The following is a 24,082-nucleotide window of genomic DNA, read 5'->3' on the forward strand; positions in this document are numbered from 1 at the left end:
TGAACTTCCTTGACTGGAAAACACGCATGCATCTGACGCGATCGGGACAACTGTTGCTGCTGGGTGTGCTCGGCTTGAGTGGCTGCGTACGCCTGGGGCCGGATTTTCAGTCGCCGAAGCCCACGTGGATCGAGCGCTGGAGCTCCCCTGCCCTTGAGCAATCAAGTCAACGCAGCCTGAACCCGGATTTGCGTCAGTGGTGGCAAGTCTTCGGCGATCCCGTCCTCGATCGTCTGATTGCCGAAGCGGATATGAACAATTCGGATCTGAAAATCGCCGGTCTGCGGGTCATGGAGGCTCGTGCCCAACTGGGGATTGCCCAGAGCGGACGCTATCCGCAACTGCAGCAAGCCAGCGCCGACAGCCTGTACATCAACCGCCGACAATCCGGCGGGAACAATCCTCAGGACAGTCATTTCTGGCAGCACAGTGCCGGGTTCGACATTGGCTGGGAGCTGGACTTCTGGGGGCGTTTCAGCCGAGCCATCGAGTCGGCCGATGCCAGTTACTTCGCCGCTCAGGCCAACTATGAAGACGTGCTCGTGCTGCTGCGCGCGCAGCTGGCGGACACCTACTTCTCGCTGCGCACCACCGAGGCACGCCTGCGGGTCGCAAGGGAAAACGCCAAACAGCAAAAGCGTAACTTCGAGATCACCGAAAAGCTGTTCAACAGCGGCCAACAAGCCGAACTCGACTTGCAGCAAGCCAGAACCCAATACCTGGGCACCCTGAGCACCATCCCCAGCTTCGAGGATCAGTTGCTGCGCACGCGCAATGCGTTGGCGGTGTTGATTGGCCAGCCGCCCGGTGCGCTACCGCAACTCATCGACAATGAAGGACTGATTCCGCTGGTTGACCGCGCCGTGCTGCAGGACGTCCCGGCCAATCTGCTGCTGCGCCGCCCCGATGTGCGTGCCGCTGAACTGAATGTCGCGGCCCAGTCGGCCTTGATCGGTGTGGCCGAAAGCGATTTCTACCCGTCGCTGACCTTATTGGGCAGCATCGTCTGGTCGGCCGACACGCTCAATGGCACCTCGAGAAGCCTGGACCTGATCGGTGGCCCCAGCCTGCGCTGGAACCTGTTCGACCATGGCCAGATCAGCAACAACGTGCGCGTGCAGGATGCGCGGTTGCAGCAGTTGATCGAGGCTTACCGCGACAAGGTTCGCCAGGCGGCTCGCGAGGCAGATGACGCCGCCTATGGGCTGATCAAATCCCTGGAGCGCGAAAGCATCCTGCGTGAGGCTGAAGTCGCCGCCAAGCGTTCGTTGGTGCTGGCCAGCGCTCAGTACCGCGAAGGTTATTCGGATTTCCAGCGGGTGCTGGACGCGCAACGCGCATTGCTGGAGCAACAGGATAATTACCTGGTCAGTCGCAGCAATGCCGTGAGCAATGTGATCGCGCTGTATAAGGCGCTGGGCGGCGGTTGGTACAGCGACCAGCCGATCGTTGATCCGGCCACCCGCCAGGACATGAAAAAACGCACGGACTGGGGCGATTTACTGGATGAGCCCGCAGCCGCCAAAAAAGGTAACGGACCATGAGTGATGTCGCGCAACCCTCCCCTGAGGCGCCCTCCTCCAAGGCGCCGGAACCGCCTGCCGACCCGGCGAAAAAAGGGCTCAAGTGGGTGCTGCTGTTGATCGTCCTGAGCTTGGCCTGGTATCTGTTGGCCGACCGATACACGCCTTACACGCAACAGGCTCGCGTGGGTGCCTTTGTCATTCCGGTGGCCGCGGAAGTGGCCGGTCGGGTCATTCGCGTCAACGTGCGCAACAATCAGGACGTGAAGGCGGGAGACGTGTTGTTCGAGGTCGATCCCCAGCCGTATCAGATTGCCGTCGACCGTGCGCGCGCAGACCTTGAGTCGACACGTCGCCAGATCGGCGCCAGTACCGCCGGCATTGCCTCGGCCCAGGCCAATCTGCGCGCCGCGCAAGCCAACGAGCTCAAGGCTCGCCAAGACAATCAGCGCCTTGAAGATTTGTACCGCGACGACCCCGGGACCATTTCCGTGCGCCTGCTCGAAGTGTCTCGGGCCAACCGCGAACAAGCGGTCAGCCAGGTCGCCGCTGCGCGTGCCGAAGTCCAGCGCGCGCGTGAGCAGGAAGGTGGCAGCGAGGAAGAGAACGCCTTGCTGCGCAGTGCCGCCACCGCGTTGTCGAAAGCCGAACTGGATCTGGCCAATACGCAGATTCGTGCGCGTTCGGCCGGTTTGATCACCGACCTGCGCACTGACGCCGGGCAGTTCGCCGCCGTAGGCAGTCCGGTGATGACGCTGATCGCGATCCACGATGTCTGGATCAGCGCGGACATGACCGAAAACAACCTCGGGCAGGTCAGGGTCGATACGCCGGTGGCAATCGTTCTGGATGCGCTGCCGGGCGAGGTATTCGACGGGCGCGTGCGCAGTGTCGGTTACGGCGTCAGTGTCGGTCAGACGCCGCCGCCCGGCACATTGCCCACTGTGCAGAACAGCCGCGACTGGCTGCGCCCGGCCCAACGCTTTCCAGTGATCATCGAATTTTCCAAAGACTCGATGGCCAAACTGCAAGACAGTCGCGCCATTCGTACCGGCGGTCAGGCTGAAGTCATGGCGTTCCCCACCGAGGGCAATCCGTTGAATCCACTTGGCCGTTTGTTCGTGGGCCTGATGAGCTGGCTGTCGTATGCCTACTGAGCGCACCCCCCGGGAGCAGCGCGCATTGCGCCTGGCGACCGGCACCGCGATGTGTCTGGCGGCCAGTTTCGGTTTGGGATTGCCGATTCCGTTTATCGCTCCGGTGCTGGCGCTGTTGCTGCTCGCCAGCGTCAATCGTCCGCTGCCGCTGAAGGCTGGACTGGCGCTCGCGCTGATCGCAATGTTGACCACCGGCATCGGCCTGTTGTTGATTCCGATCCTGCGTTATTACCCGGTCAGCGGCGTGCTGTTGATCGGCGTGTGCCTGTTTCTGGTGTTTCGTTTTGGACTGCGCGGCGGCAACAATTTGATCGTCACATTCCTGGTAATCGGCCTGACCATGATTTCCTCGGCCGGCGTCGCCGAGTTCGACCTCGCGGCGACGGTCATCGGGGCGCTGGTCAAAGGATTACTACTGGCCGTGATGGTGGTCGGGCTGAGTCATTGGCTGTTTCCTGAACCTGCCAACGCGCCGTCGCCACCGGTCGCGCCGCCGATGCCGGCCGAAGAAGTCAGTCGGGTAGCGTTGCGTGCAACCCTGATTGTGCTGCCGGCGTTTTTGCTGGCATTGATCGATCCGGCAAGCTATCTGCCGATCATCCTGAAGGCGGTCGGCCTGGGTCAGCAAAGTTCCAGCACGGCCCGCAACGCCGGTCGCGAACTGGTCGGTTCGACCCTGCTCGCCGGTGTGCTGGCGGTGCTGTTCTGGAGCGCACTCAGCCTGTTTGTGCACCTCTGGATGTTTTTTCTGTGGATGCTGCTGTTCGGTCTGATCATTGCGCGCAAGCTCTACGCACTGAGCCCGACACGTTTAAGCCCGGGGTTCTGGCTCAACAGCCTGATCACGATGATCATTCTGCTGGGCCAGTCGGTGCAGGACAGTCTTGCAGGCAAGGACGTCTACACCGCGTTCGCCGTGCGCATGGGACTGTTCATTCTGGTGACGCTGTATGCCTGCCTGATGGTGTATCTGCTGGATCAGCGACCGCCAAAACACGCTCAGGGATTGACCTGATACCCCTTTCCTTGCAGGCAGCTGGTATAGGCCGTCGAGCTGGTCGAAGCGGCGGTTTTCTGCTGCGCCCGGCGCTCTTGGCGTTGACGCGAGCCACCGACCACCGCGCCTGCCGCTGCCGTTTCTTTGGCTCGATTCTGCCGATAATCCTGCTTTACATCGTCATCGACGCGGTCATAAAACTCGTCGTGCTGGCGCCCGCGAACCTGAGCTCCAGCGGCTCCTGCAGCGGCACCGACCGCCGCACCTTTCAGGCGGCCACCGGATGCTGGCGGCGTAGATGAACTCTGGCCGGCGGCCACGTTGTGGCATTCATCGATGTCCAGCTGTGTCTGTTGCGAGTTCTGCCCCTTCATCGGCACAACCGTTTCGGCCCGACTCTGAGTAGCGACAACCGACAGCGCGAGACACAGGCCAATGCAAGACAACCTGTTCATGAAAACCTCCTGGCATTTTTCTCAGCCATCAAGAGTGTAGATCACCCCCGCTCCCCCTCCTCCGACCGGTGACTGACGGCCCTCACGACACACCGGTTTTGGGTCATGCACGTCGAGAATTTGTGCGCCTCGTATTGATACGTTTATTTTCACACAGTTGCATTATGAAATAAAACGTGTCAATTATAGCCGCACACATTTCAGGGACTGCGACATCGCCAGATCGGACGGCTTCTACCCGGACCACCCAAACGCCCCTTCAAGGAGTCAACAAAATGAACAAAAGAGCACTTCTAGGCGCCATGGCACTGTGCGCAACAAGCTTCCTGGCGCATGCCGACGAAGACAGCCTGCGTATCGGTATCGAAGCCGCTTACCCACCCTTCTCCTTCAAGACACCGGAGGGCAACGTCAGCGGTTTCGACTACGACATCGGCAATGCCCTGTGCGAAGAAATGAAGATCAAATGCGAGTGGGTCATCCAGGAGTTCGACGGCATGATCCCGTCACTCAAAGTGCGCAAGATCGATGCCGTGCTGTCGTCGATGTCGATTACCGAGGACCGGATGAAGTCGGTCGACTTCAGCAAAAAGTACTACCACACGCCGGGCAAGTTCGCGATGAAGGCCGGCAACGTGATCAACGACCCGCTGATTGATCTCAAAGGCAAGAAAGTCGGCGTGCAACGTGCCTCGACTTACGACCGTTTCGCCACCGAACAGCTGGCGGAACGCGGGATCGAGGTGGTGCGTTATTCCTCGCAGAATGAGGCGTTCCTCGACCTGGCGTCGGGCCGTCTGGACGCGACGCTGGCCGACATCGTCAACACCAACGAAAGCTTTATCAAAACCGCGGCGGGCAAGGATTTCGCCCTGGTGGGGCCGGACATCAACGACCCGAAATATTTCGGCCGGGGCGCCGGGATCGCGGTGCGTAAAGGTGACAGTGCCAACGTTGCCCGCCTGAGTGCCGCCATTGACGCCATCCGCGAAAATGGCAAGTACCAGCAAGTGATGAGCAAGTACTTCGCGTTCGATATCTACGGCGAATAAGCCTTCACCCGCCACTCTGGCGCCGGCCCCCGGGCAGGCGTCGCTTTGGGCTTGTTTGCGCGCCTCACCGCGCTCGCTTGAGGAACTTCATCATGCTTCACGGCTACGGATCGAGCATTCTCGATGGCGCCTGGCTGACCGTTAACCTGGCCCTGACTTCCATGGCCATGGCGATAGCATTGGGTCTGCTGGGAGCAGCCTTTCGTTTGTCGCCACTGAAATGGCTGGCGATGCTGGGCGAAAGTTATACCACCCTGATTCGGGGCATTCCCGACCTGGTGTTGATCCTGCTGATTTTCTACGGCGGCCAGGATCTGGTGAACCGCATCGCGCTTGCGCTCGGTTACACCCGCTACATCGATATCAATCCCTTTATCGCCGGTGTCTGCACCATGGGTTTCATTTTTGGTGCCTACCTGTCGGAGACCTTTCGCGGCGCGTTTATGGCGATCCCTAAAGGCCAGGCCGAGGCAGGTGCCGCTTATGGCATGAGCGGCGCGCAGGTGTTCTGGCGAATTCTGGTGCCGCAGATGATTCGTTTCGCCCTTCCCGGCTTCACCAACAACTGGTTGGTGCTGACCAAATCCACCGCGCTGATCTCGGTCATCGGCTTGCAGGACATGATGTTCAAAGCCAAGAACGCTGCGGACGCCACCCACGAGCCGTTTACCTTTTTCCTCGCGGTGGCGGCGCTCTATCTGATGCTGACCAGCCTGTCATTGCTGGTACTGCGCTATCTGGAAAAACACTACTCGGTCGGCATCAAAGCCGCCGAATTGTGATGGGGAGCAACCAATGATGCTCGACTACAACCTGATCTGGGAAAACCTGCCGCTGTATTTCAACGGCATTCTGGTGACGCTGAAAGTACTGCTGATTTCCCTGGCATTCGGCCTGGTCCTGGCCGTTCCGCTGGCGCTGATGCGCGTGTCTCGATCACCGCTGATCAACTTTCCGGCCTGGCTTTACACCTACGTGATCCGCGGCACACCCATGCTGGTGCAGTTGTTCCTGATCTATTACGGCCTGGCGCAATTCGAGTCGGTACGCCAAAGCGCGCTCTGGCCCTACCTGTCCAGTGCCACCTTTTGCGCCTGCCTGGCCTTCGCGATCAACACCAGTGCCTACAGCGCAGAGTTACTGGCCGGCAGTTTGAAGGCCACGGCTCACGGCGAGATCGAAGCGGCCAAAGCCATGGGCATGTCGCGCGTGACCTTGTACCGCCGCATTCTGCTGCCGTCGGCCTTGCGCCGGGCGCTGCCGCAGTACAGCAACGAAGTGCTGATGATGCTGCAAACCACCAGCCTGGCGTCGATCGTCACGCTGGTGGATATCACCGGGGCCGCGCGAACAGTCAGTTCGCGGTTCTACCTGCCGTTCGAGGCGTTCATCACTGCCGGTCTTATCTACCTGGCCCTGACCTTCATCCTGGTTCGTCTGTTCAAGTTGGCCGAGCGCCGCTGGCTGGCCTACCTGGCACCGCGCAAGCATTAAGGAGCTGTTATGGAGCACATTGAATACCTGTTGCCGTGGAGTGCTTCGGGCACCGAGCGGCGCCTGTCACTGTTTCGCTTTGGCAGCGGGCCGCGCAAGGCATACATCCAGGCTTCCCTGCATGCCGACGAGTTGCCGGGGATGCGCGTGGCGGTGGAACTCAAACGTCGCCTGCGAGTGCTGGAAGAGCAAGGTCGCCTGAACGGTGTCGTCGAGTTGGTGCCGATGTCCAACCCCATCGGCATCGCCCAGATGTTCCAGGCGACCCATCAAGGTCGCTTCGAGTTCTCCAGCGGCAAGAATTTCAATCGTGATTTCCCCGAGTTGACCGAAGCCGTGGCCGCATTGGTGAAAGGCCAACTGGGTGACGACGCCGACGTCAACACCGCGCTGATCCGTCGCGCCATGGCCGATGTCCTCGCCGACATACCGCCAGCCACTTCGGAACTCGATGGCCTGCGTCGCTTGCTGTTGCAGCATGCGTGTGACGCCGACGTGGTGCTGGACCTGCACTGCGACTTCGAGTCGATCATGCTGCTTTATGCCATGCCGCAACACTGGCCACGCTTGCGCTCATTGGCCGCACGCCTGGGCGCCGGTGCCGCCCTGCTGGCCGAAGATGCTGGCGGCAGCGCTTTCGATGAAGCCTGTGCGATTCCTTGGTTACGCCTGGCCGAGCTGTTTCCCGAAGCGGCTATCCCCATGGCGTGCGTGGCTACAACCATCGAATTGCGTGGCATGGCCGACACCGAGCGCGAGCAATGTGTCGACAGCGCCGAGGCCATTCTCGGCTATCTCGCCGAACAAGGCCTGATCAGCGGTGACTGGCCTCAGGCCCCGATATCCGCTTGTGAAGCAACGCCATTCGCCGGGACGCAATACGCCTACGCGCCGCACCCCGGTGTGGTGAGTTTCCTGCAACCGCTGGGCGCCCGGGTCAAGGTTGGCGATCCGCTGTTTGAAGTGCTTGATCCGCTGAACGATCGCCACAGCATCGTGCGCGCGAGCACCGACGGCATTCTTTATGCCCGCGAGCGTCTGCGTTTTGCCCAACCCGGTTTGTGGCTGGCCAAAGTCGCCGGCACCCGCCTGATTCGCCAGGGCCGCTTACTCAGCGACTGACACCAGAGAGTGAACAGAATGTACAAACTTGAAATCCAGAACCTGCACAAAAGCTACGGCACCCACGAAGTGCTCAAGGGCGTATCCCTGGAAGCGAAAGCGGGCGACGTCATAAGCATCATCGGTTCCAGCGGCTCAGGCAAAAGCACCTTCCTGCGCTGCATCAATCTGCTGGAACAGCCGAACGCGGGCAATATCGTGCTCAATGGCGAGCAGCTCAAACTGGTGAACAACAAACTCGGCGGCCTGAAGGCTGCCGAACCCCGGCAGTTGCAGCGCATGCGTTCGCGACTGTCGATGGTGTTTCAGCACTTCAATCTCTGGTCGCACATGAGTGCCCTTGAAAACGTCATGGAAGCCCCGGTGCATGTCCAGGGGCTGGGCAAGAAAGAAGCGCGGGAAAAGGCCGAGCATTACTTGAACAAAGTCGGCGTGGCGCACCGCATGAACGCGTGGCCGGCGCATATGTCGGGTGGCGAGCAGCAGCGCGTGGCGATCGCACGTGCGTTGGCCATGGAACCGGAAGTGATGCTGTTCGATGAACCGACGTCGGCACTCGACCCCGAGTTGGTCGGCGAAGTGCTGAAGGTCATGCAGGACCTCGCACAGGAAGGCCGCACCATGGTGGTGGTGACCCACGAAATGGGGTTTGCCCGGGAAGTCTCCAATCAACTGGTGTTCCTGCATAAGGGCTTGGTCGAAGAGCGCGGTGACCCACGTGAGGTGCTGGTAAAACCACAGTCCGAACGGCTGCAACAGTTTTTGGCCGGCAGCTTGAAGTAATCCGCGCGTTTGCGTCACCGACCCTCGCCCTTGCGCTGCACGCCGAGGGTCGGCTTCGGATACACTCGCGCCAACCTCATGCCAGGCCTTCTCTAATTCTCAGGAAATGTTGAGCCGGATATGCCGACCCCATCGAAAGACACCACGGTCTATGCCGCGCCGGTCATGCGCAAACTGGCGGAAACCGTTTCCGAATTGCCGCCGTCACTGCGCAAGGTGGCCGACTTCATTCTGCGCCACCCGCTGAAGGCGGCGACGCTGACCATTGAAGAGATGGCTCACGTCACGTCCACCTCACCCGCAGCGGTAAACCGCCTGGCCAAAGCCCTGAACCTCGGCGGCTACACCGGCATGAAGGCCGAGCTGGTGGCGACGTTGCAGCAAATGGTCTCGCCCGTCGACAAGCTGCGCAACGAACTGGCGCATCGCCCCGACGGCGCGTTTGGGCTGCAGGAACAAATCCAGAGCGCCACCAGTAACCTGGCGACGGCGGCAACCAACAACCATGAAGACACGTTTGAAGCGTTCGTCACCAGCCTGATCAACGCACGCAAAATCTACATTCTGGGGTTTGGCAACAGTGTCTACTTTGCCGGCCTCGCCGCCTCGACGCTGATGCCGTTCTGTGCGGACGCCACCGCTATCAGCATGGAGGGTGGTAACGAAAACGCCGCTTACCGTCTGGCCGCGATTACCGACCAGGACGTCTTGCTGGCAATTGCCCTGCCGCGTTACTCACTCGACACCCTGCAACTCGCCCGTTTCGCCCATGAACGCGGGGCCAAGGTGCTGGCAATCACCGATTCGCCGGCATCGCCGCTGACCAGCGTTGCCGATCACGTTCTGTTCGCCCCGGCCGATCACCCGGTCATGACCAGTTCCAACATCGCTGTACTTGCCTTGATCGAAGGGTTGGTCGCAGGGGTGATGGCGCGCAACAAGGAAGCCGTCAAACTGGCGACCGAGTTGACCGAAAGCGTCATGGCTTACCTGCACATCCCCGGCAGCACTAAATCGCCCAAAGCAACCAAGCCACGCTGAGCAGTGATCGGCTCAGCGGCTTGATGCCCGGCCGGTTTTACGCGCGAGGGTCTGACTGGGAAGCTCTTTGAACAACGCTCGGTAGCTGCTGGAAAACCGCCCCAGATGCCAGAACGACCACTGCATCGCCACTTCGGCCACAGTGGTTTCCAAGGGCGAGCGATTCAGCAGTTCGCGGTGGGCGCTGTTGAGTCGGCGCAGACGCAGCCAATGGGTCGGCGTCATGCCGGTGTAAGCCTTGAACGCGTGCTGCAACTGACGCAATGAAACCCCGGCAACCCGGGAAAGCTCCAGCAGGTTCAGGGTTTCTTCCGGGGAATCGGCCGCCCATTCACCAATGCGCTTCATCACCGCCCGCTCTTCAGCGCGGCGCTGCAAACCGCCGCGATCCAGGCAGACCGAGGCGTTGTCGAGGATGTACAGACAGTCTTCCAGCAACTGCTGGGTCAAGGCCTCTTTGCTCGGCGGATCGAGGGTTTGCGCCAACCGGGTCAGAGTCCCGCTCAGCCAGCGGCTGAACAGCGCGTTCTGCCCCGAATTCAGCGGCGCCATAAACAGCCCTTCGAGCCTGGCGACATTCAGACCGTGGCGCTGAACGAACTCCGGCCCGAACACCACGGCGATTTCCTGGTAGTTCTCCGGCGTGATCCAGATGTTGCGGCTTTCTTCATTCAGCACGTACAGCGCGTTGTCACTGCGATCGAAACAGAACGCCAGTGAACCCTCGGGCGCGCTGAAATTCTGCTCGACCCGGGTGTTCATGTGTTCTTCGTAAATCTCTACGCCCTGCAGGTCGAGGTAACGCACCCGCCCGGCGAAATGCCCCGGCGACATCTGCTGGTAATGCTGGACCCAACCGGGTGTGGCGCGGATTTGCTCGGCGACATCGGCGGTGTTGAACGCTTGGACCTGTAATGGATTGCACGCTGTCATGGGTGACCTTACGCACTCGTTTGGTGCGTTTTGGTGCTGCTGAAAGTGGATAGATGGAACGTCAAGGCTCGCCCAAGATAGTCGTCAACGCGTCCCAGGGGAAGTGTGTGGCGGATGAAACCACCCTCCCCGGCGTTAATAAAACCAATAACGAGGTCTTTATGAATGTCCCTTTCGATCAGCTGCTCACGTGGCTGAAAGATCACAAGATTACCGAAGTCGAGTGTGTCGTCAGCGACCTGACCGGCATTGCACGCGGCAAAATTGCGCCCACCAACAAGTTCCTGCATGAGCGAGGCATGCGCCTGCCGGAAAGTGTGCTGTTGCAAACGGTAACCGGGGACTTTGTCGACGACGACATCTACTACGACCTGCTCGACCCGGCCGACATCGACATGGTGTGCAAGCCGGTTTCCGATGCGGTGTACGTGATCCCATGGGCCATCGAGCCCACCGCGATCGTGATCCACGACACCTTCGACAAGTTCGGCAACCCGATCGAACTGTCGCCGCGCAACGTGCTGAAGAAAGTCCTGCAGTTGTACACCGACAAAGGCTGGAAGCCGATTGTCGCGCCGGAAATGGAGTTTTACCTGACCCAGCGCTGCGAAGACCCGGACTTGCCGCTCAAAGCGCCGATGGGCCGTTCGGGCCGTGCGGAAAGTGGGCGTCAGTCGTTTTCCATCGACGCCGCCAACGAATTCGACCCGCTGTTTGAAGACGTCTACGACTGGTGCGAATTGCAAGGCCTGGACCTCGACACGCTGATCCACGAAGACGGCCCGGCGCAGATGGAAATCAACTTCCGTCATGGCGACGCGCTGGATCTGGCCGACCAGATCACCGTGTTCAAACGCACCATGCGCGAGGCAGCGCTCAAGCACAATGTCGCGGCGACGTTCATGGCCAAGCCGATTGGCGACGAGCCGGGCAGCGCCATGCACATCCACCAGAGTGTGGTGGACATCGCCACCGGCCAGCCGATCTTCGCCAATGCCGACGGGCAGATGAGCGAGCTGTTCCTGCATTACATCGGCGGCCTGCAGAAATACATCCCCAAAGTGCTGCCGATGTTTGCGCCCAACGTGAACTCGTTCCGCCGTTTCCTGCCGGACACCTCGGCACCGGTGAACGTCGAGTGGGGCGAAGAAAACCGCACCGTGGGCCTGCGTGTGCCGACCTCCAGTCCTGAGGCGATGCGCGTGGAAAACCGTTTGCCCGGCGCGGATGCCAACCCGTATCTGGCCATCGCCGCCAGCCTGCTGTGCGGTTACCTCGGCATGGTCGAACGCATCGAGCCGAGCGCTGCGGTACAGGGCCGGGCCTACGAGCGCCGCAACCTGCGCCTGCCGATCACCATCGAGGACGCGCTGACGCAGATGGAAGAATGCGAAACCATCGAGCGTTATCTGGGCAGCAAGTTTGTCCGCGGTTATGTCGCGGTCAAGCGTGCCGAACACGAGAACTTCAAGCGGGTGATCAGCTCGTGGGAGCGGGAATTCTTGCTTCTTAGTGTCTGAAAACCACACGTCATATGAGATCACGCTGCCCCTGTAGGAGCCAGCTTGCTGGCGATAGCGTTGTGTCAGGCGTCATCAATGTTGCTTGATGCGCCGCCATCGCCGGAACGCCGCCCGCAGCAAGCCGGCTCCTACAGAGGGACAGGAACGTTCAGGAAAAACCCCAATAACTCCAAGAGGTGTCGATATGCGTCTATTGAAATCCGTGGTCCCGGTCGCGCTGGCCCTGCTGTTCAGCGCCGTTGCCCAGGCTCAACCACAGGTCAGCGTCTACAACTGGACCGATTACATCGGCGAAACCACCCTCGCCGACTTCCAGGCCAAATCCGGAATCAAGGTGATCTACGACGTTTTCGATTCCAACGAAACCCTGGAGGGCAAACTGCTCGCCGGTCGTACCGGGTATGACGTGGTGGTGCCGTCCAACCACTTCCTCGCGCGCCAGGTGAAGGCCGGCGCGTTCCTCAAGCTGGATCGCGCACAGCTGCCGAACTTCAAGAACCTTGACCCGAAACTGCTGGCGCTACTGGAGAAAAACGATCCGGGTAACGAGCATTCGGTGCCTTACCTGTGGGGCACCAATGGCATCGGCTACAACGTCGACAAGGTCAAGCAAGTGCTGGGCATCGATCACATCGACTCCTGGGCCGTGCTGTTCGAACCGGAAAATATCAAGAAGCTCAGCCAGTGTGGCGTGTCGATGATGGACTCGGCGGATGAAGTCTTCCCCGCGATCCTCAACTACATGGGCATGGACCCGCGCAGCGAAAATCCCGAGGACTACAAGAAGGCCGAAGCCAAGCTGCTGAGCATCCGGCCTTACATCACTTACTTCCACTCATCCAAGTACGTGTCGGACCTGGCCAACGGCGACATCTGCGTGGCGTTCGGTTATTCCGGCGACGTGTTCCAGGCCGCCAACCGCGCCAAGGAAGCCAAGAACGGCGTGAACATCGCCTACGCGATTCCGAAGGAAGGCAGCAACCTGTGGTTCGATTTGCTGGCGATTCCTGCCGACGCCAGTAATACAAAGGAGGCGCACGCCTTCATCAACTATCTGCTCGACCCACAAGTGATCGCCAAGGTCAGCGCCTCGGTCGGTTACGCCAACCCCAACCCGGCCGCCAAGCAATTCATGGACCCTGAGTTGGTGAACAATCCCGAGGTCTACCCGCCTCAGGAAGTGCTCGACAAGCTCTACATCTCGACCACCCCGCCACAGGCGATCATGCGGTTGATGACACGTTCCTGGAGCAAAGTGAAGTCCAACAAATGAATCAGTACAACCACGAACATGCGCGTTCCTATTACGCAGCATCGGCCCATACGCTGGCGCCCTTCCCTGCGCTGCAAGAGGATCTTGTCGCCGATGTCTGTGTGATCGGCGGCGGGTTTACCGGGGTCAACACGGCCATCGAACTGGCTCAGCGCGGGCTCTCGGTGATTTTGCTGGAAGCCCGGCGGATCGGCTGGGGCGCCAGCGGGCGCAACGGTGGTCAGTTGATCCGCGGCATCGGGCATGACGTCAGCGGTTTCGCCCGGCATGTCGGCGTTGAAGGCGTGCGTTACCTGGAACGCGCGGGGACCGAATCGGTCGAGCTGGTGGGCAAGCGCATCCGCGAGCACGGCATCGATTGCGATTTGCGCTGGGGTTTTTGCGAGCTGGCCAACACCAAGGCACAGTTCGCGGCGTTCAAGGCTGAGCAGGAAGGGCTTGTCGAGTCGGGTTACGCCCATGAAACGCGCTTGGTCGGGCCGGAGCAGATCCGTGAGCAGGTGGTGAATTCAGGCGTGTATGCCGGTGGCCTTGTGGACATGGGTTCGGGGCATTTGCACCCGCTCAATCTGGTGCTCGGTGAGGCGCGACTTGCGCGATCGCTTGGGGTGCAGATCTTCGAACAGAGCCCGGTGCTGGAGTTGATTCATGGCAATACCGTGCAGGTGCGTTGTGCCGGTGGCACGGTGCGCGCCGGCAGTTTGGTGCTGGCCTGTAACGCGCATCTGGACGAACTCGAACCGAAGCTTAGCGGCAAGGTGCTTCCGGCGGGTAGCTACATCATCGCCACCGAGCCGTTGGCGCCTGACGTCGCAACGCAGTTGATCCCGCAGAACCTGGCGCTGTGCGACCAGAAGGTCGGCCTGGATTACTACCGGCTCTCGGCGGACCGGCGTTTGCTGTTCGGCGGAGCCTGCCATTATTCCGGGCGTGATCCGGCAGACATCGCCGCCTACATGCGCCCGCAAATGCTCAAGGTGTTCCCGCAACTGGCCGATGTGCGCATTGATTATCAATGGGGCGGCAAGATTGGTATCACCGCCAATCGCTTCCCCCAGGTCGGTCGCTTGAGCCAGCATCCGAACGTGTTCTACGCACAGGGTTATTCCGGTCACGGCCTGAACGTGACCCACTGGTGCGCGAAACTGCTGGGCGAAGCGATTCATGCCGGGCACAGCCAAGGCTTTGACGTATTCAGCGCCGTGCCCCACATGACCTTCCCCGGCGGCCCGAAGCTGCGTTCACCGCTGCTGGCCCTCGGCATGTTCTGGTATCGCCTGCGCGAAATCCTCGGCTAAAACACACTCCCCTTGCTGGCGATGGCGCCCTCAACACAACCGCCAGCCTCAAAGCCCAATCGCCAGCAAGCCGGCTCCTACAATGGCCCTACCCAGCCGATCCACCGGGCAAACACCAAACCCTGTAGGAGCCAGCTTGCTGGCGATGGCGGCCGCAACATAACTGCCAGCCTCAAGGCCCGATCGCCGGCAAGCCGGCTCCTACAATGGCCCTACCCAGCCGATCCACCGGGTAAACACCAAACCCTGTAGGAGCCGGCTTGCTGGCGATGGCGGCCTCGACATAACCGCCAGCCTCAAGGCCCGATCGCTGGCAAGCCGGTTCCTACAATGTCCGTGCGCAGCCGATCCACCGGGTAAACACCAACCCCTGTAGGAGCCAGCTTGCTGGCGATGGCGGCCGCAAGATCAGTGCAGGACTCGAGGCCCGATCACCAGCAAGTCAGCTTTAAGTCCGCCTTTTAATTTGCTCAATCGCAAGGCACTTCTATATTGAGGATGTGCTCTGACTTTCCTGCCTCCTGGCGAGTGCGGCCTATGGCTACGACTGACCAACTGATCATCTGCGAGCACTGCGACTGCGTGTATCAAAAAGTCACGCTCGCCAAACATCAGAAAACCCTCTGTACGCGCTGCGGCGGCGTGCTTCAACGCTATAACGGCCTGACGGTGGAGCAGCGGCTGGCGCTGACCGTCACCGCGTTGATGCTGTGGGTGTTCGCCAATTTCTACCCGGTCATGAGCATCAGCCTGCAAGGCCTGAAAAACAGCGCGACGCTGTGGGATTCCGTGCAGGCCCTGAGTCTCGGCCCGATTACCTTCATCGCTATGGTGGCGGCGATCGCCATGATCATCGCGCCGATTTTCCAGTTACTGCTGCTGATCTGGGTCCTGAGTTTCGCCCTCGCCTCCCGGCGCTCGCCGGGTTTCAGATTCTGTATGCGCTGGCTGGAAACCCTGCGGCCCTGGAGCATGCTGGAAGTCTGCCTGCTGGGGGCGATGGTCGCGGTGATCAAGCTCGCCGGGTTGCTCGACGTCCTGCCCGGCATCGGCCTGTTCGCCCTGGCCATTCTCAGCCTGATGATGATCCGCATCGCCGGGCGCGATGTCCGTGAACTGTGGGATGTCTTATGACCAGGCCACCGGTCGCCAGCGAACTCTACCTGTGCCTCTGCCACAGCTGCGGCCTGGCCTGTGACATGACCGGCGACCCCCACGAATGTGAACGCTGCGGCGCACCGCTGCATTGGCGCAAAACCAACGCCCTGACCCGAACCTGGGCCTACTTGATCACCTCGTTGGTGTTTTACATCCCGGCCAATGTGTTGCCGGTGATGAACACCAAAATGGTCGGCAACGGTGCTGACAGCACAATCATGGGCGGTGTGCTGGATTTCTGGCAGCACGGCGCCTGGGACATCGCCCTGATCATTTTCATTGCCAGCATCGCGGTGCCGGGCATCAAATTCGTCGCCCTGACGTTACTGCTGGTGACCGTTCAGCGCGACAGTGATTGGGCGCGCAAGGAGCGCTCAAAAATGTACCGTTTCGTCGAGCTCATCGGTTATTGGTCGATGCTCGACGTGATCGTGGTCGCCCTGGTGGCTTCGTTGGTGAAGTTCCAGGCGCTGGCCGATATCGAACCGCGCGCGGGCATTCTGTTTTTTGGTCTGGTGGTGGTATTCACCATGCTGGCGGCGATGAGTTTCGACCCGCGTCTGATCTGGGATCAGCAAAATTCCGAAAACGAGGAGGTCAAGGATGAAGTCGCAAGCCGCTGACGGGCCGCAAGCTCCCGGACAGGCCCCCATCAAGACCCGCCGTTTCAGTGTTTCATTGGTGTGGATCGTGCCGCTTGTCGCGGTGCTGGTGGGCATTTCGCTGGTGGTGCACAGCATTTTGCAGGAAGGACCGACCATCACCGTCACGTTCAAGACCGGTAGCGGCCTGACCGCCAACAAGACCGAAGTCAAATACCGCAACGTGGTGATCGGGCATGTCTCCGACGTGGAACTGAGCGACGACCAGAAAAGCGTCAACGCCACCATCAAACTGTCCAAGCAGGCGGAAAGTTTCACCCGCGAAGATTCGCAATTCTGGGTGGTGCGGCCCCGCATCGGTGCTGGCGGCGTGTCGGGCATCGATACACTGCTGTCCGGGGACTACATTGGCGCCGACATCGGCCAGGCCAATGCCCGGTCGAAGAATTTCACCGGGCTGGAAAACCCGCCACCCATTACCTATGGCGAACCCGGAAAGCGCTTTACGCTGCACACCCAGGACCTGGGCTCGCTCGACATCGGTTCCCCCGTCTACTACCGCAAAATTCCGGTCGGCCAAGTGGTCGCCTATGCCCTGGATGCCGACGGCAAAGGGGTGAACCTCGAAGTCTTCATCCATTCGCCCAACGACGCCTACGTCACCGATAACACCCGGTTCTGGAATGCCAGCGGCATCGATGTCAACGTCGGCGCCAACGGTTTTTCGGTGAAGACCGAGTCGCTCTCGTCCATATTGGTGGGCGGCATCGCGTTCAGGGCACCGGAATACAGTCCCAACGATAAACCGGCGCTAGAGGACCAAGGCTTCGAACTGTTCGAAGACCAGCAAACCGCCCTCGCCCCACCCAGCGGCAAGGCGCAGTTCCTGAGTTTGCGTTTCGACCAGGCATTACGAGGGCTGAAGGTCGGTGCGCCGGTGGAGTTCCTTGGCATCGAGTTCGGCAGGGTTGTGTCGGTCAATCTGGATTTCGACCCGAAAAAACGCAGCTTTCCGGTTAACGTCGGCATCGTGATCTACCCGCAACGGCTCGGCCAGGCCCACGCCAGAATGCTTGAGGCGTTGAAGCATGACCCCAATGACGAAGCCGCCGGCGTACGGTTGATGGGCAGCTTCATCGAAAACGGTCTGCGGGCCCAGGCTCGCAGCGGCAATCTGTTGACCGGCCAGTTGTACATCGCACTCGACTTCTACCCCAAAGCGGAGAAAGTCGTGTTCGACCCGACCGCCCGTCCTGTCAGCATTCCCACCATTCCTGGCAGCCTCGAACAATTGCAGGAAAAACTCGAAGGCATGGTCACCAAGATCAACCAACTGCCCATCGAGCGCATCGCCGGCAACCTCGACAGCAACCTCGTCGAGCTGCGCAAGGGCCTCGCGCAATTCAACGCCAAGACCCTGCCTGGCGTGCAAACCACCCTGGCAGACGTCAGCAAAACCCTGCAGTCGGCCAGCTCGACCCTTGCCGAAGACTCGCCGCAACGCGAGCAATTGACCCAGACCCTGGACGAACTCGGGCGCATGTCGCGCTCCCTGCGCGAGCTCTCGGATTACCTGGGCCGGCATCCGGAGTCGCTGATTCGCGGTCGTCCCAATAACGCAGCACCGACGGACCTACAGGGCCCACCGCGCAACTGACCACAGGAGCAACACCCATGGCTTTTTCGCTGAAGATTACCTTGGTCACTGCGTGTCTACTGCTCGCCGCCTGCCGCAGTGACCCGATTCAGTTCCACACCCTGACCCCGGCACAATTGAGCGGCACCGCACGAAGCAACGGCGGGGAAATCCAGATCGAAGGCCTCAGCGTACCGCCCCAGGTCGATCGCCCGCAGATCGTCATTCGTCAGGGCAACAGTGGCTTGGCGATTCTCGAAAACCAATGGTGGGCCGCGAGTCTGGTGGACGAGTTGCGCAGCGCTCTGGTGGATCAACTGGCCAACAGCAGTCCGCAGCGAAGAGTGTCGGTACGCCTGGATGTGCAACGCTTCGACTCGATTCCCGGGCAGTACGGTTTGATCGACGTCAAATGGCGCCTGCGCAATCCCGGTGAAGGAGATAGCACGCTGATTACGTGCCGCAGCACCTTGCAGACGCCTTCAGGCCCCGCCATCGATGACTTGGTGTTGGCCCAGCAAAACAACGTCAAACGCCTGGCCGCGTTGATCAGCCAGGCGGCAACCACTGCGCAGCGAGGCTGTCCGTCTGCCAACTGACTCCGATACAGAACGCCCGCTATGGTTTTCCCTCGATGGCAAAGCACGTAGGATGCCGGCCAACCACCGAGGCTGACCGATGTTCCATTCAGGCACTTTTCAGGGTTCCAGCGTCAGAATCCTGATTTATCTTCTGTTCACGATCCAGCTCATCTCCATGGGTGCGATGGAAATGAGCGGCCCGTTCTGGCCGGTCTACCTGCGCGGGCTGACCACGTCGGAATCGCTATTCAGTTTCGCCAGCATCGCCGTGTATGTCGGCCCGATGCTGGGCATCATGCTGACCAGCGCCTTCTGGGGCCGGATCGGCGACCGTTATGGCCACAAGTTGATGATGATTCGTGCCTTGGCCGGTTTGTCGTTGACTCAGTTGGGGTTGGCGCTGTGCAGTGATATCTGGGTGATTCTGCTGCTGCGCTTCCTGCAAGGCGCCTTTGCCGGGTATATCGCGCCAGCCCAGGCTTACGGGGTCAGTATCGAGGCGCCTTCACGGCGGGCCCGCCTGTTTGCGATCCTGCAAATCTCCACCAACGTCGGCTCGTTGCTAGGCGCAGTGGTCGGCGGTCTGATTCTCGATTACGCGACTTTTTTCTGGATCAATCTCATCGCTTCGGCGCTCTGTGCGGTGTGCACCGTGGTGGCGGCCGTGACGTTGCCGGATGTGCCGCCCGTGAAAAAAACGCCCGTGGTGGATGCGGCGCCGCAGACAGGTCGGGCACGCGGCGTGTGGCAGGGTTCACCTCTGATGCCACTGTTGGGCGTAATGGGCATTCTGCTGTTGGCGCGGATGCTGCCGCAGACCTCGTTTTCGTTGTACGTCAGCTCGGTTTTTGAGGTCGGCAATTCGGTCACGGGCCTGTGTTACGGCTTGCTGGCACTGGGTTTCATCCTTTCGGCGACGCGCTGGGCACACTACTTCGAACACCGGACCCAACAGCAAACCCTGCAGCGAATGTCCTGGGTTGTCATTGGCTGCATCGGCCTGACCGGCGTCGCCGGCCTTACCCGAAACCCGGCCGTTTTTGTCATGGCCTACTTCCTGTGGGGCGTGTTGCTGGGTGCCACGACGCCGGTGCTGATGGCGCTGATTTCCAAAACGGTCGACAGTTCGCAACAGGGTTACGTACTGGGAGTGGCTCAGAGCACCGCGCAACTGACCTCCATCGCTGGTATTTCCTTGGGCGGTTTGCTCAGTCAGGTCTACGGCCTGCAATACACCTATCTGATCGTTTGCCTGGCCTACGCAACGGCCTTGGTGTTCATTGTCGCCTTGCGTTATCGATCAGTACTGTTGCAAGCGGACGAAGCGCCACGCTGCGACTGATCAGCCTCCCTCTTGCGCCGCAGGGGTGCAGTAACTTAGTATTGGGAATACTTCTCAATCGCTAAAAATTATCATCCATGAGCGATACCCTGCCCGCGACTCATCACAATCATCTGCGCGCGATCGAGGCTCTCTATACCGGCCATCACGGCTGGTTGTACGCCACGCTGCGTAAAAAACTGGGCAACGCCATGGATGCGGCGGACCTGGCGCAAGACACCTTCACACGCATACTGGCTTCCAGGGTCGCGGTCATTGAACAGCCCCGCGCCTACCTGAGCTGTGTGGCCAAGGGCATTCTGGTCAATTGGTACCAGCGCAAGGCGCTTGAACGCGCCTATCTGGATGCCCTGGCGCTGTTGCCTGCGCCTGAAGCGCCCTCGCCCGAATTGCGTTTCATCGTGCTGGAAACCCTGCATGAAATCGACGCGATGCTCGACGCCCTGCCGCCGCTGGTCAAACGCGCATTCCTGCTGTCGCAGATCAGCGGGCTGAAATACGACGACATCGCCACGCAACTGGACGTGTCGCTGATCACCGTGAAGCGCTACATGAAACAGGCCTTCGTTCAATGCCTGATGCTGGTGGAGTGAATGTCGACCTACGCCACGCCCGCCCAGATTGATCCGCAAGTACTCGACGAAGCGGCCGAGTGGCTGATGCGCATCAGCGAAGGCGACCTTGATGATGCCGAGCGCGCCGAATGGGAATGCTGGCGCGTCAGCAGCCCTGAACGCAGCCGCGCCTGGGGCCGCGCCCAACTGCTGCAAAGCAAGCTGGGCGGCCTGCCCCCGTCCTTGGCGATGTCGGCGCTGGATCGCCCGAGCAATCCCGAACGCCGCGTTGCCTTGGGCAAACTGGCGATGATGCTGGCCGTGTTGCCCGCCGGCTGGGGCAGTTGGAAACTGGTCGAATCGCAGCAATGGTCGGCCGACTACCGGACCGCCGTGGGCCAGCAACGTGAGTTGACGCTCGCCGATGGCTCGCGCATTACCCTCAACACCGACTCGGCGATCGATGTGCTGTTCGACGCCCGTCAACGGCTGATCAATTTGCGTGAAGGTGAAATCCTGGTGCAGACCGCGCCGGATGCAGCCCCCCAGTCACGACCGTTTCTGGTGACCACCCGTCAAGGGCGAATGCAGGCATTGGGCACACGGTTTACGGTGCGCGAACTGCAAGCCCGCACTCAACTCGCGGTGCTGGACGGCGCTGTCAGGGTGGAACTGCCCGGTGGCAACGGCGTAACGCCCTTGATCGTCAATGCAGGGCAACGCACTGATTTTTCATCACAGGCTTTCGGCCTGCTGAACCCGGTGGATCGCTCCGTCAGCGCCTGGGCCCAAGGCATGCTGATGGCCGACAACATGCGTCTGGCCGACTTCATCGCGGAACTGGCGCGTTATCGCAAAGGCTTCGTGCGCTGTGATCCGGCCATTGCCGATCTGCGCATTTCTGGCGCGTTCCCCATCAGCGATACCCAGCGCACCTTGAACATGCTGGTGCAAACCTACCCGGTGCTCGCTACCGGCCACTTGAGCGGTTATTGGGTGACGCTCTCCCCCGCCTGAACCTCGCGCAAAAAAAATCGCTGAGCGGGTGATACTTTTTTTGATCTCGACTGGCAAGGAAAGGAAGAACTTCTCTCGTCGAAAGGGTCATCACTTCATGTTCGTTGCACGACCTCTGCGTACGGATCGCTCACTCAAGCTGGCTATCCGCAGCGCGTTGCTAAGCCTTGCCCTGACCGGCGTCGCCAGCCCCGTTGCCCTTGCCGCGCCAGCTTCACTGGATGCCACCGCGACCCGTGCCTACAGCATTGCCCCCGGCCCGCTGGGTGCAACCTTGTCGAGGTTCGCGGTGGACGCCGGCGTTGCGCTGTCATTCCGACCATCGATGACCGAAGGCCTGATGAGTCCGGGCCTTTCCGGCACGTACTCGACCCAGGAAGCGGTCACCCGACTGTTGTCCGGCAGCGGTCTGCAAATAGTGCTGCGCAGTGATGGCAGCTACACCCTGGCGCCGATCCCGGCCAACAGCGAGGGTGACCTGACCCTTTCCGAAACCACGGTCAATGGCACCGACGGTCGCAAAGGCAGCTTGCCGCCAGCCTACCCGGGCGGTCAGGTCGCCCGTGGCGGGCGTCTCGGCATGCTGGGCAACAAGGACGTGATGGACGCGCCGTTCAGCGTCAGCAACTACACCTCGACGTTGATGAAAGATCAGCAGGCCGTGACAGTGGCCGACGTGCTGGAGCGCGACTCTTCGGTACGCTCCACGGGTCAGGCCGGCGGCATTGTCGATTCCTTCTTCATTCGCGGTTTCCCGGTGGGCGAAGGCAACCTCGGCGAACTGGCGTTCGACGGGGTGTACGGCGTTGCGCCCAACTACCGGGTCTTCACCGAATACGCTGAACGTATTGAAGTGATAAAAGGCCCCGGCGCCCTGTTGTACGGCATGTCGCCGAACAGCGGTGTCGGTGGCGTGATCAACGTAGTCCCCAAGCGTTCCCTCGACGAGGACCTGACCCGCTTCACCGCCAGCTACGCCATGGATTCGCAGATCGGCGGCCACATCGATGTCAGCCGGCGCTTCGGCGAAGAACGTCGCTTCGGTGTGCGCGTCAACGGCAGCACCCAGCAAGGTGACACGGCCATCGACGATCAATCCCGGGACGTCGACATCGGCGCCATCTCCCTGGACTATCAGGGTGATCGCTTGCGAACCACCCTGGACCTGATCAGCCAGAAAGAACAATTCGACGCCGCGTCCCGTCCGTTTCTCATCGCCTCGGGCGTGGAGATTCCCTCCGCCGCCAATGGCCGCACCAACGTGAGCCAGGACTGGGGTTGGGCCGAAACCCGCGATAAATCGGCACTGCTCGGTGCCGAGTACGACCTCAACGACGCCTTGACCGTGTTCGCCCACGCCGGTGGCGGCCGGTCGGACGTGAAGCGGATGTCTGATCAGACCCCGACCATTCTCAACAACGCGGGTGATACCTCTTCAATCCCGGGTTACTACAAGTTCGAAGTCGAGCGCTACACCGTCGACGCCGGTGCCCGCCTGCGCTTCGACACTGGCCCGATAAGCCACAGCACCACGTTGCAGGTCACCCGTTATCGCGACGAACTGAAACGCGGCATCATTTCCGGGCCGGCCGTGCTGTCGAACATGTACCACCCGATCGACCGTCCGAAACCGACCATTGCCGAACCGGATGCCCTCAAAGTCTCCGAGACAGAGCTGTCGGGCGTGGCGTTGGCCGACACCCTTTCGGTACTGGATGAACGCTTGCAGGTCACTGTCGGCCTGCGCAAGCAGAACATCGAATCCGATAACTTCAACGCGGCCGGCGCCGTCACCACGTCTTACGACGAAAGCGAAACCACGCCGCTGTTCGGGGTGGTGGTCAAACCCTGGGACCACGTGTCGTTCTACTACAACTACATCGAAGGCTTGAGCAAGGGCGACATCGCGCCGGCCACTGCGTCGAACTCCGGCGAGATCTTCGCGCCGTACATTTCCCGCCAGCAGGAAGTCGGGGTCAAGGTCGACTACGGCACCTTCACCTCCACGCTCAGCCTGTTCCAGATCAAGAAGCCCAGCGGCGAACTGGCCTCCGGTGTGTTCTCGGTACAAGGTGAACAGCGCAACCGGGGCGTGGAGTTGAACGTGTTTGGCGAGATCGCCCAAGGCACTCGCCTGCTCGGTGGCGTCACCGTCCTCGACGCCGAACTGACCAAGACCGGTACCGCGGCCAATCGCGGCAACAAACCGGTGGGCGTGCCCGAAGTCCAGGCCAATCTCTGGGCCGAGTGGGATACGCCGTGGATCGAAGGTTTGACCCTGACCAGCGGCGCGATCTACACCGGCAGCCAATACGTCAACCAGGCCAACACCCAGGAACTCGACCCATGGACCCGCTTCGATGTAGGCGCACGCTACGCCACGCGCATCGCGGAGCGTCCGACCACGTTCCGGGCCACGGTGCAGAACGTTTTTGACCGTGAGTACTGGTCTGGTGTCGCGTCCTATGGCGCCTTCTCACAAGGTTCGCCACGCACCCTGCAACTGTCGGCCACCGTCGACTTCTGAAACGATCAGCCCCG

At 60.7% G+C, this 24,082-nt stretch carries 22 protein-coding genes; 20 read left to right on the plus strand and 2 right to left on the minus strand.

Features of this window, described 5'->3' with window-relative positions; all coding sequences use genetic code 11:
- Window positions 1-26: 26 nt before the first annotated feature.
- From ACYZUC_RS05075 to ACYZUC_RS05085, 3 genes are read left to right on the plus strand one after another with little or no spacing between them, the layout of a single operon-like run.
- Entirely contained in the window at window positions 27-1,544 is a 1,518-nt protein-coding gene (locus tag ACYZUC_RS05075) for an efflux transporter outer membrane subunit (protein ID WP_461994035.1), read from the plus strand.
- The gene (locus ACYZUC_RS05080; RefSeq protein WP_461994036.1) at window positions 1,541-2,680 is read left to right on the plus strand and encodes an HlyD family secretion protein; all 1,140 of its coding nucleotides are present in this window, start codon (window positions 1,541-1,543) and stop codon (window positions 2,678-2,680) included. The genes ACYZUC_RS05075 and ACYZUC_RS05080 overlap by 4 nt, the downstream gene beginning before the upstream one ends.
- On the plus strand, window positions 2,670-3,695 hold the full coding sequence (locus tag ACYZUC_RS05085) for a DUF2955 domain-containing protein (protein ID WP_461994037.1): 1,026 nt from the start codon (window positions 2,670-2,672) through the stop codon (window positions 3,693-3,695). Before ACYZUC_RS05080 ends, ACYZUC_RS05085 begins: the two co-directional genes overlap by 11 nt.
- On the opposite strand, the gene ACYZUC_RS05090 is transcribed toward ACYZUC_RS05085, so the two are convergent.
- Window positions 3,680-4,132, minus strand: coding sequence for a hypothetical protein (locus ACYZUC_RS05090; protein WP_461994038.1), 453 nt, complete (start codon window positions 4,130-4,132; stop codon window positions 3,680-3,682). The genes ACYZUC_RS05085 and ACYZUC_RS05090 overlap by 16 nt on opposite strands.
- 275 nt (window positions 4,133-4,407) lie before the next feature.
- Here ACYZUC_RS05090 and ACYZUC_RS05095 point away from each other — a divergent pair, with 275 nt between their 5' ends.
- The 6 genes from ACYZUC_RS05095 (at window position 4,408) to ACYZUC_RS05120 (ending at window position 9,624) form a co-directional block, all read left to right on the plus strand.
- Entirely contained in the window at window positions 4,408-5,184 is a 777-nt protein-coding gene (locus ACYZUC_RS05095) for an ABC transporter substrate-binding protein (RefSeq protein ID WP_008026411.1), read from the plus strand.
- Between the two features lie 92 nt (window positions 5,185-5,276).
- The gene (locus tag ACYZUC_RS05100; protein WP_461994039.1) at window positions 5,277-5,966 is read left to right on the plus strand and encodes an ABC transporter permease; all 690 of its coding nucleotides are present in this window, start codon (window positions 5,277-5,279) and stop codon (window positions 5,964-5,966) included.
- A gap of 13 nt (window positions 5,967-5,979) precedes the next feature.
- Window positions 5,980-6,678, plus strand: a complete 699-nt coding sequence (locus ACYZUC_RS05105; RefSeq protein ID WP_008026413.1) for an ABC transporter permease — start codon at window positions 5,980-5,982, stop codon at window positions 6,676-6,678.
- A 9-nt stretch (window positions 6,679-6,687) separates the two neighbouring features.
- Entirely contained in the window at window positions 6,688-7,800 is a 1,113-nt protein-coding gene (locus ACYZUC_RS05110; RefSeq protein WP_461994041.1) for a succinylglutamate desuccinylase/aspartoacylase family protein, read from the plus strand.
- Window positions 7,801-7,818: 18 nt separating this feature from the next.
- Window positions 7,819-8,583: an ABC transporter ATP-binding protein gene (locus ACYZUC_RS05115; RefSeq protein ID WP_008026415.1), complete on the plus strand. Its 765-nt coding sequence runs from the start codon at window positions 7,819-7,821 to the stop codon at window positions 8,581-8,583.
- Between the two features lie 120 nt (window positions 8,584-8,703).
- Window positions 8,704-9,624 carry a MurR/RpiR family transcriptional regulator gene (locus ACYZUC_RS05120; RefSeq protein ID WP_008041565.1) on the plus strand — a complete coding sequence of 307 codons (921 nt, stop codon included), beginning with the start codon at window positions 8,704-8,706 and terminating at the stop codon, window positions 9,622-9,624.
- A 12-nt stretch (window positions 9,625-9,636) separates the two neighbouring features.
- Here the strand turns inward: ACYZUC_RS05120 and ACYZUC_RS05125 are convergent, their stop codons facing one another.
- A complete protein-coding gene (locus ACYZUC_RS05125) occupies window positions 9,637-10,557 on the minus strand; it encodes a helix-turn-helix domain-containing protein (protein WP_461994044.1) in 921 nt (306 codons plus the stop codon).
- A gap of 161 nt (window positions 10,558-10,718) precedes the next feature.
- Between ACYZUC_RS05125 and ACYZUC_RS05130 the strand changes: the two genes are divergently transcribed.
- The 11 genes from ACYZUC_RS05130 (at window position 10,719) to ACYZUC_RS05180 (ending at window position 24,068) form a co-directional block, all read left to right on the plus strand.
- Window positions 10,719-12,077, plus strand: a complete 1,359-nt coding sequence (locus ACYZUC_RS05130; RefSeq protein ID WP_008026421.1) for a glutamine synthetase family protein — start codon at window positions 10,719-10,721, stop codon at window positions 12,075-12,077.
- 187 nt (window positions 12,078-12,264) lie between these two features.
- Window positions 12,265-13,353 (plus strand): polyamine ABC transporter substrate-binding protein, encoded by a 1,089-nt coding sequence (locus ACYZUC_RS05135; RefSeq protein ID WP_008026423.1) that lies wholly within the window; start codon window positions 12,265-12,267, stop codon window positions 13,351-13,353.
- On the plus strand, window positions 13,350-14,651 hold the full coding sequence (locus ACYZUC_RS05140) for an NAD(P)/FAD-dependent oxidoreductase (protein WP_461994046.1): 1,302 nt from the start codon (window positions 13,350-13,352) through the stop codon (window positions 14,649-14,651). Before ACYZUC_RS05135 ends, ACYZUC_RS05140 begins: the two co-directional genes overlap by 4 nt.
- Window positions 14,652-15,188: 537 nt before the next feature.
- Window positions 15,189-15,785 carry a paraquat-inducible protein A gene (locus tag ACYZUC_RS05145; RefSeq protein WP_461994047.1) on the plus strand — a complete coding sequence of 199 codons (597 nt, stop codon included), beginning with the start codon at window positions 15,189-15,191 and terminating at the stop codon, window positions 15,783-15,785.
- Window positions 15,782-16,432: a paraquat-inducible protein A gene (locus tag ACYZUC_RS05150; RefSeq protein WP_461994049.1), complete on the plus strand. Its 651-nt coding sequence runs from the start codon at window positions 15,782-15,784 to the stop codon at window positions 16,430-16,432. Before ACYZUC_RS05145 ends, ACYZUC_RS05150 begins: the two co-directional genes overlap by 4 nt.
- Window positions 16,413-18,068, plus strand: a complete 1,656-nt coding sequence (locus tag ACYZUC_RS05155) for a PqiB family protein (RefSeq protein ID WP_461994051.1) — start codon at window positions 16,413-16,415, stop codon at window positions 18,066-18,068. The genes ACYZUC_RS05150 and ACYZUC_RS05155 overlap by 20 nt, the downstream gene beginning before the upstream one ends.
- A 17-nt stretch (window positions 18,069-18,085) precedes the next feature.
- Entirely contained in the window at window positions 18,086-18,646 is a 561-nt protein-coding gene (locus ACYZUC_RS05160; protein WP_461994053.1) for a PqiC family protein, read from the plus strand.
- Window positions 18,647-18,725: 79 nt separating this feature from the next.
- Complete coding sequence (locus ACYZUC_RS05165; RefSeq protein WP_461994054.1) at window positions 18,726-19,970, plus strand: MFS transporter; 1,245 nt, start codon at window positions 18,726-18,728, stop codon at window positions 19,968-19,970.
- A gap of 77 nt (window positions 19,971-20,047) precedes the next feature.
- On the plus strand, window positions 20,048-20,563 hold the full coding sequence (locus tag ACYZUC_RS05170; RefSeq protein WP_008026436.1) for a sigma-70 family RNA polymerase sigma factor: 516 nt from the start codon (window positions 20,048-20,050) through the stop codon (window positions 20,561-20,563).
- Window positions 20,564-21,541 carry a FecR domain-containing protein gene (locus tag ACYZUC_RS05175; RefSeq protein ID WP_461994056.1) on the plus strand — a complete coding sequence of 326 codons (978 nt, stop codon included), beginning with the start codon at window positions 20,564-20,566 and terminating at the stop codon, window positions 21,539-21,541.
- 97 nt (window positions 21,542-21,638) lie between these two features.
- Window positions 21,639-24,068, plus strand: a complete 2,430-nt coding sequence (locus ACYZUC_RS05180) for a TonB-dependent siderophore receptor (RefSeq protein WP_461994058.1) — start codon at window positions 21,639-21,641, stop codon at window positions 24,066-24,068.
- The last annotated feature ends 14 nt before the right edge of the window (window positions 24,069-24,082 follow it).

Source organism: Pseudomonas sp. GT1P32, from assembly GCF_054897805.1.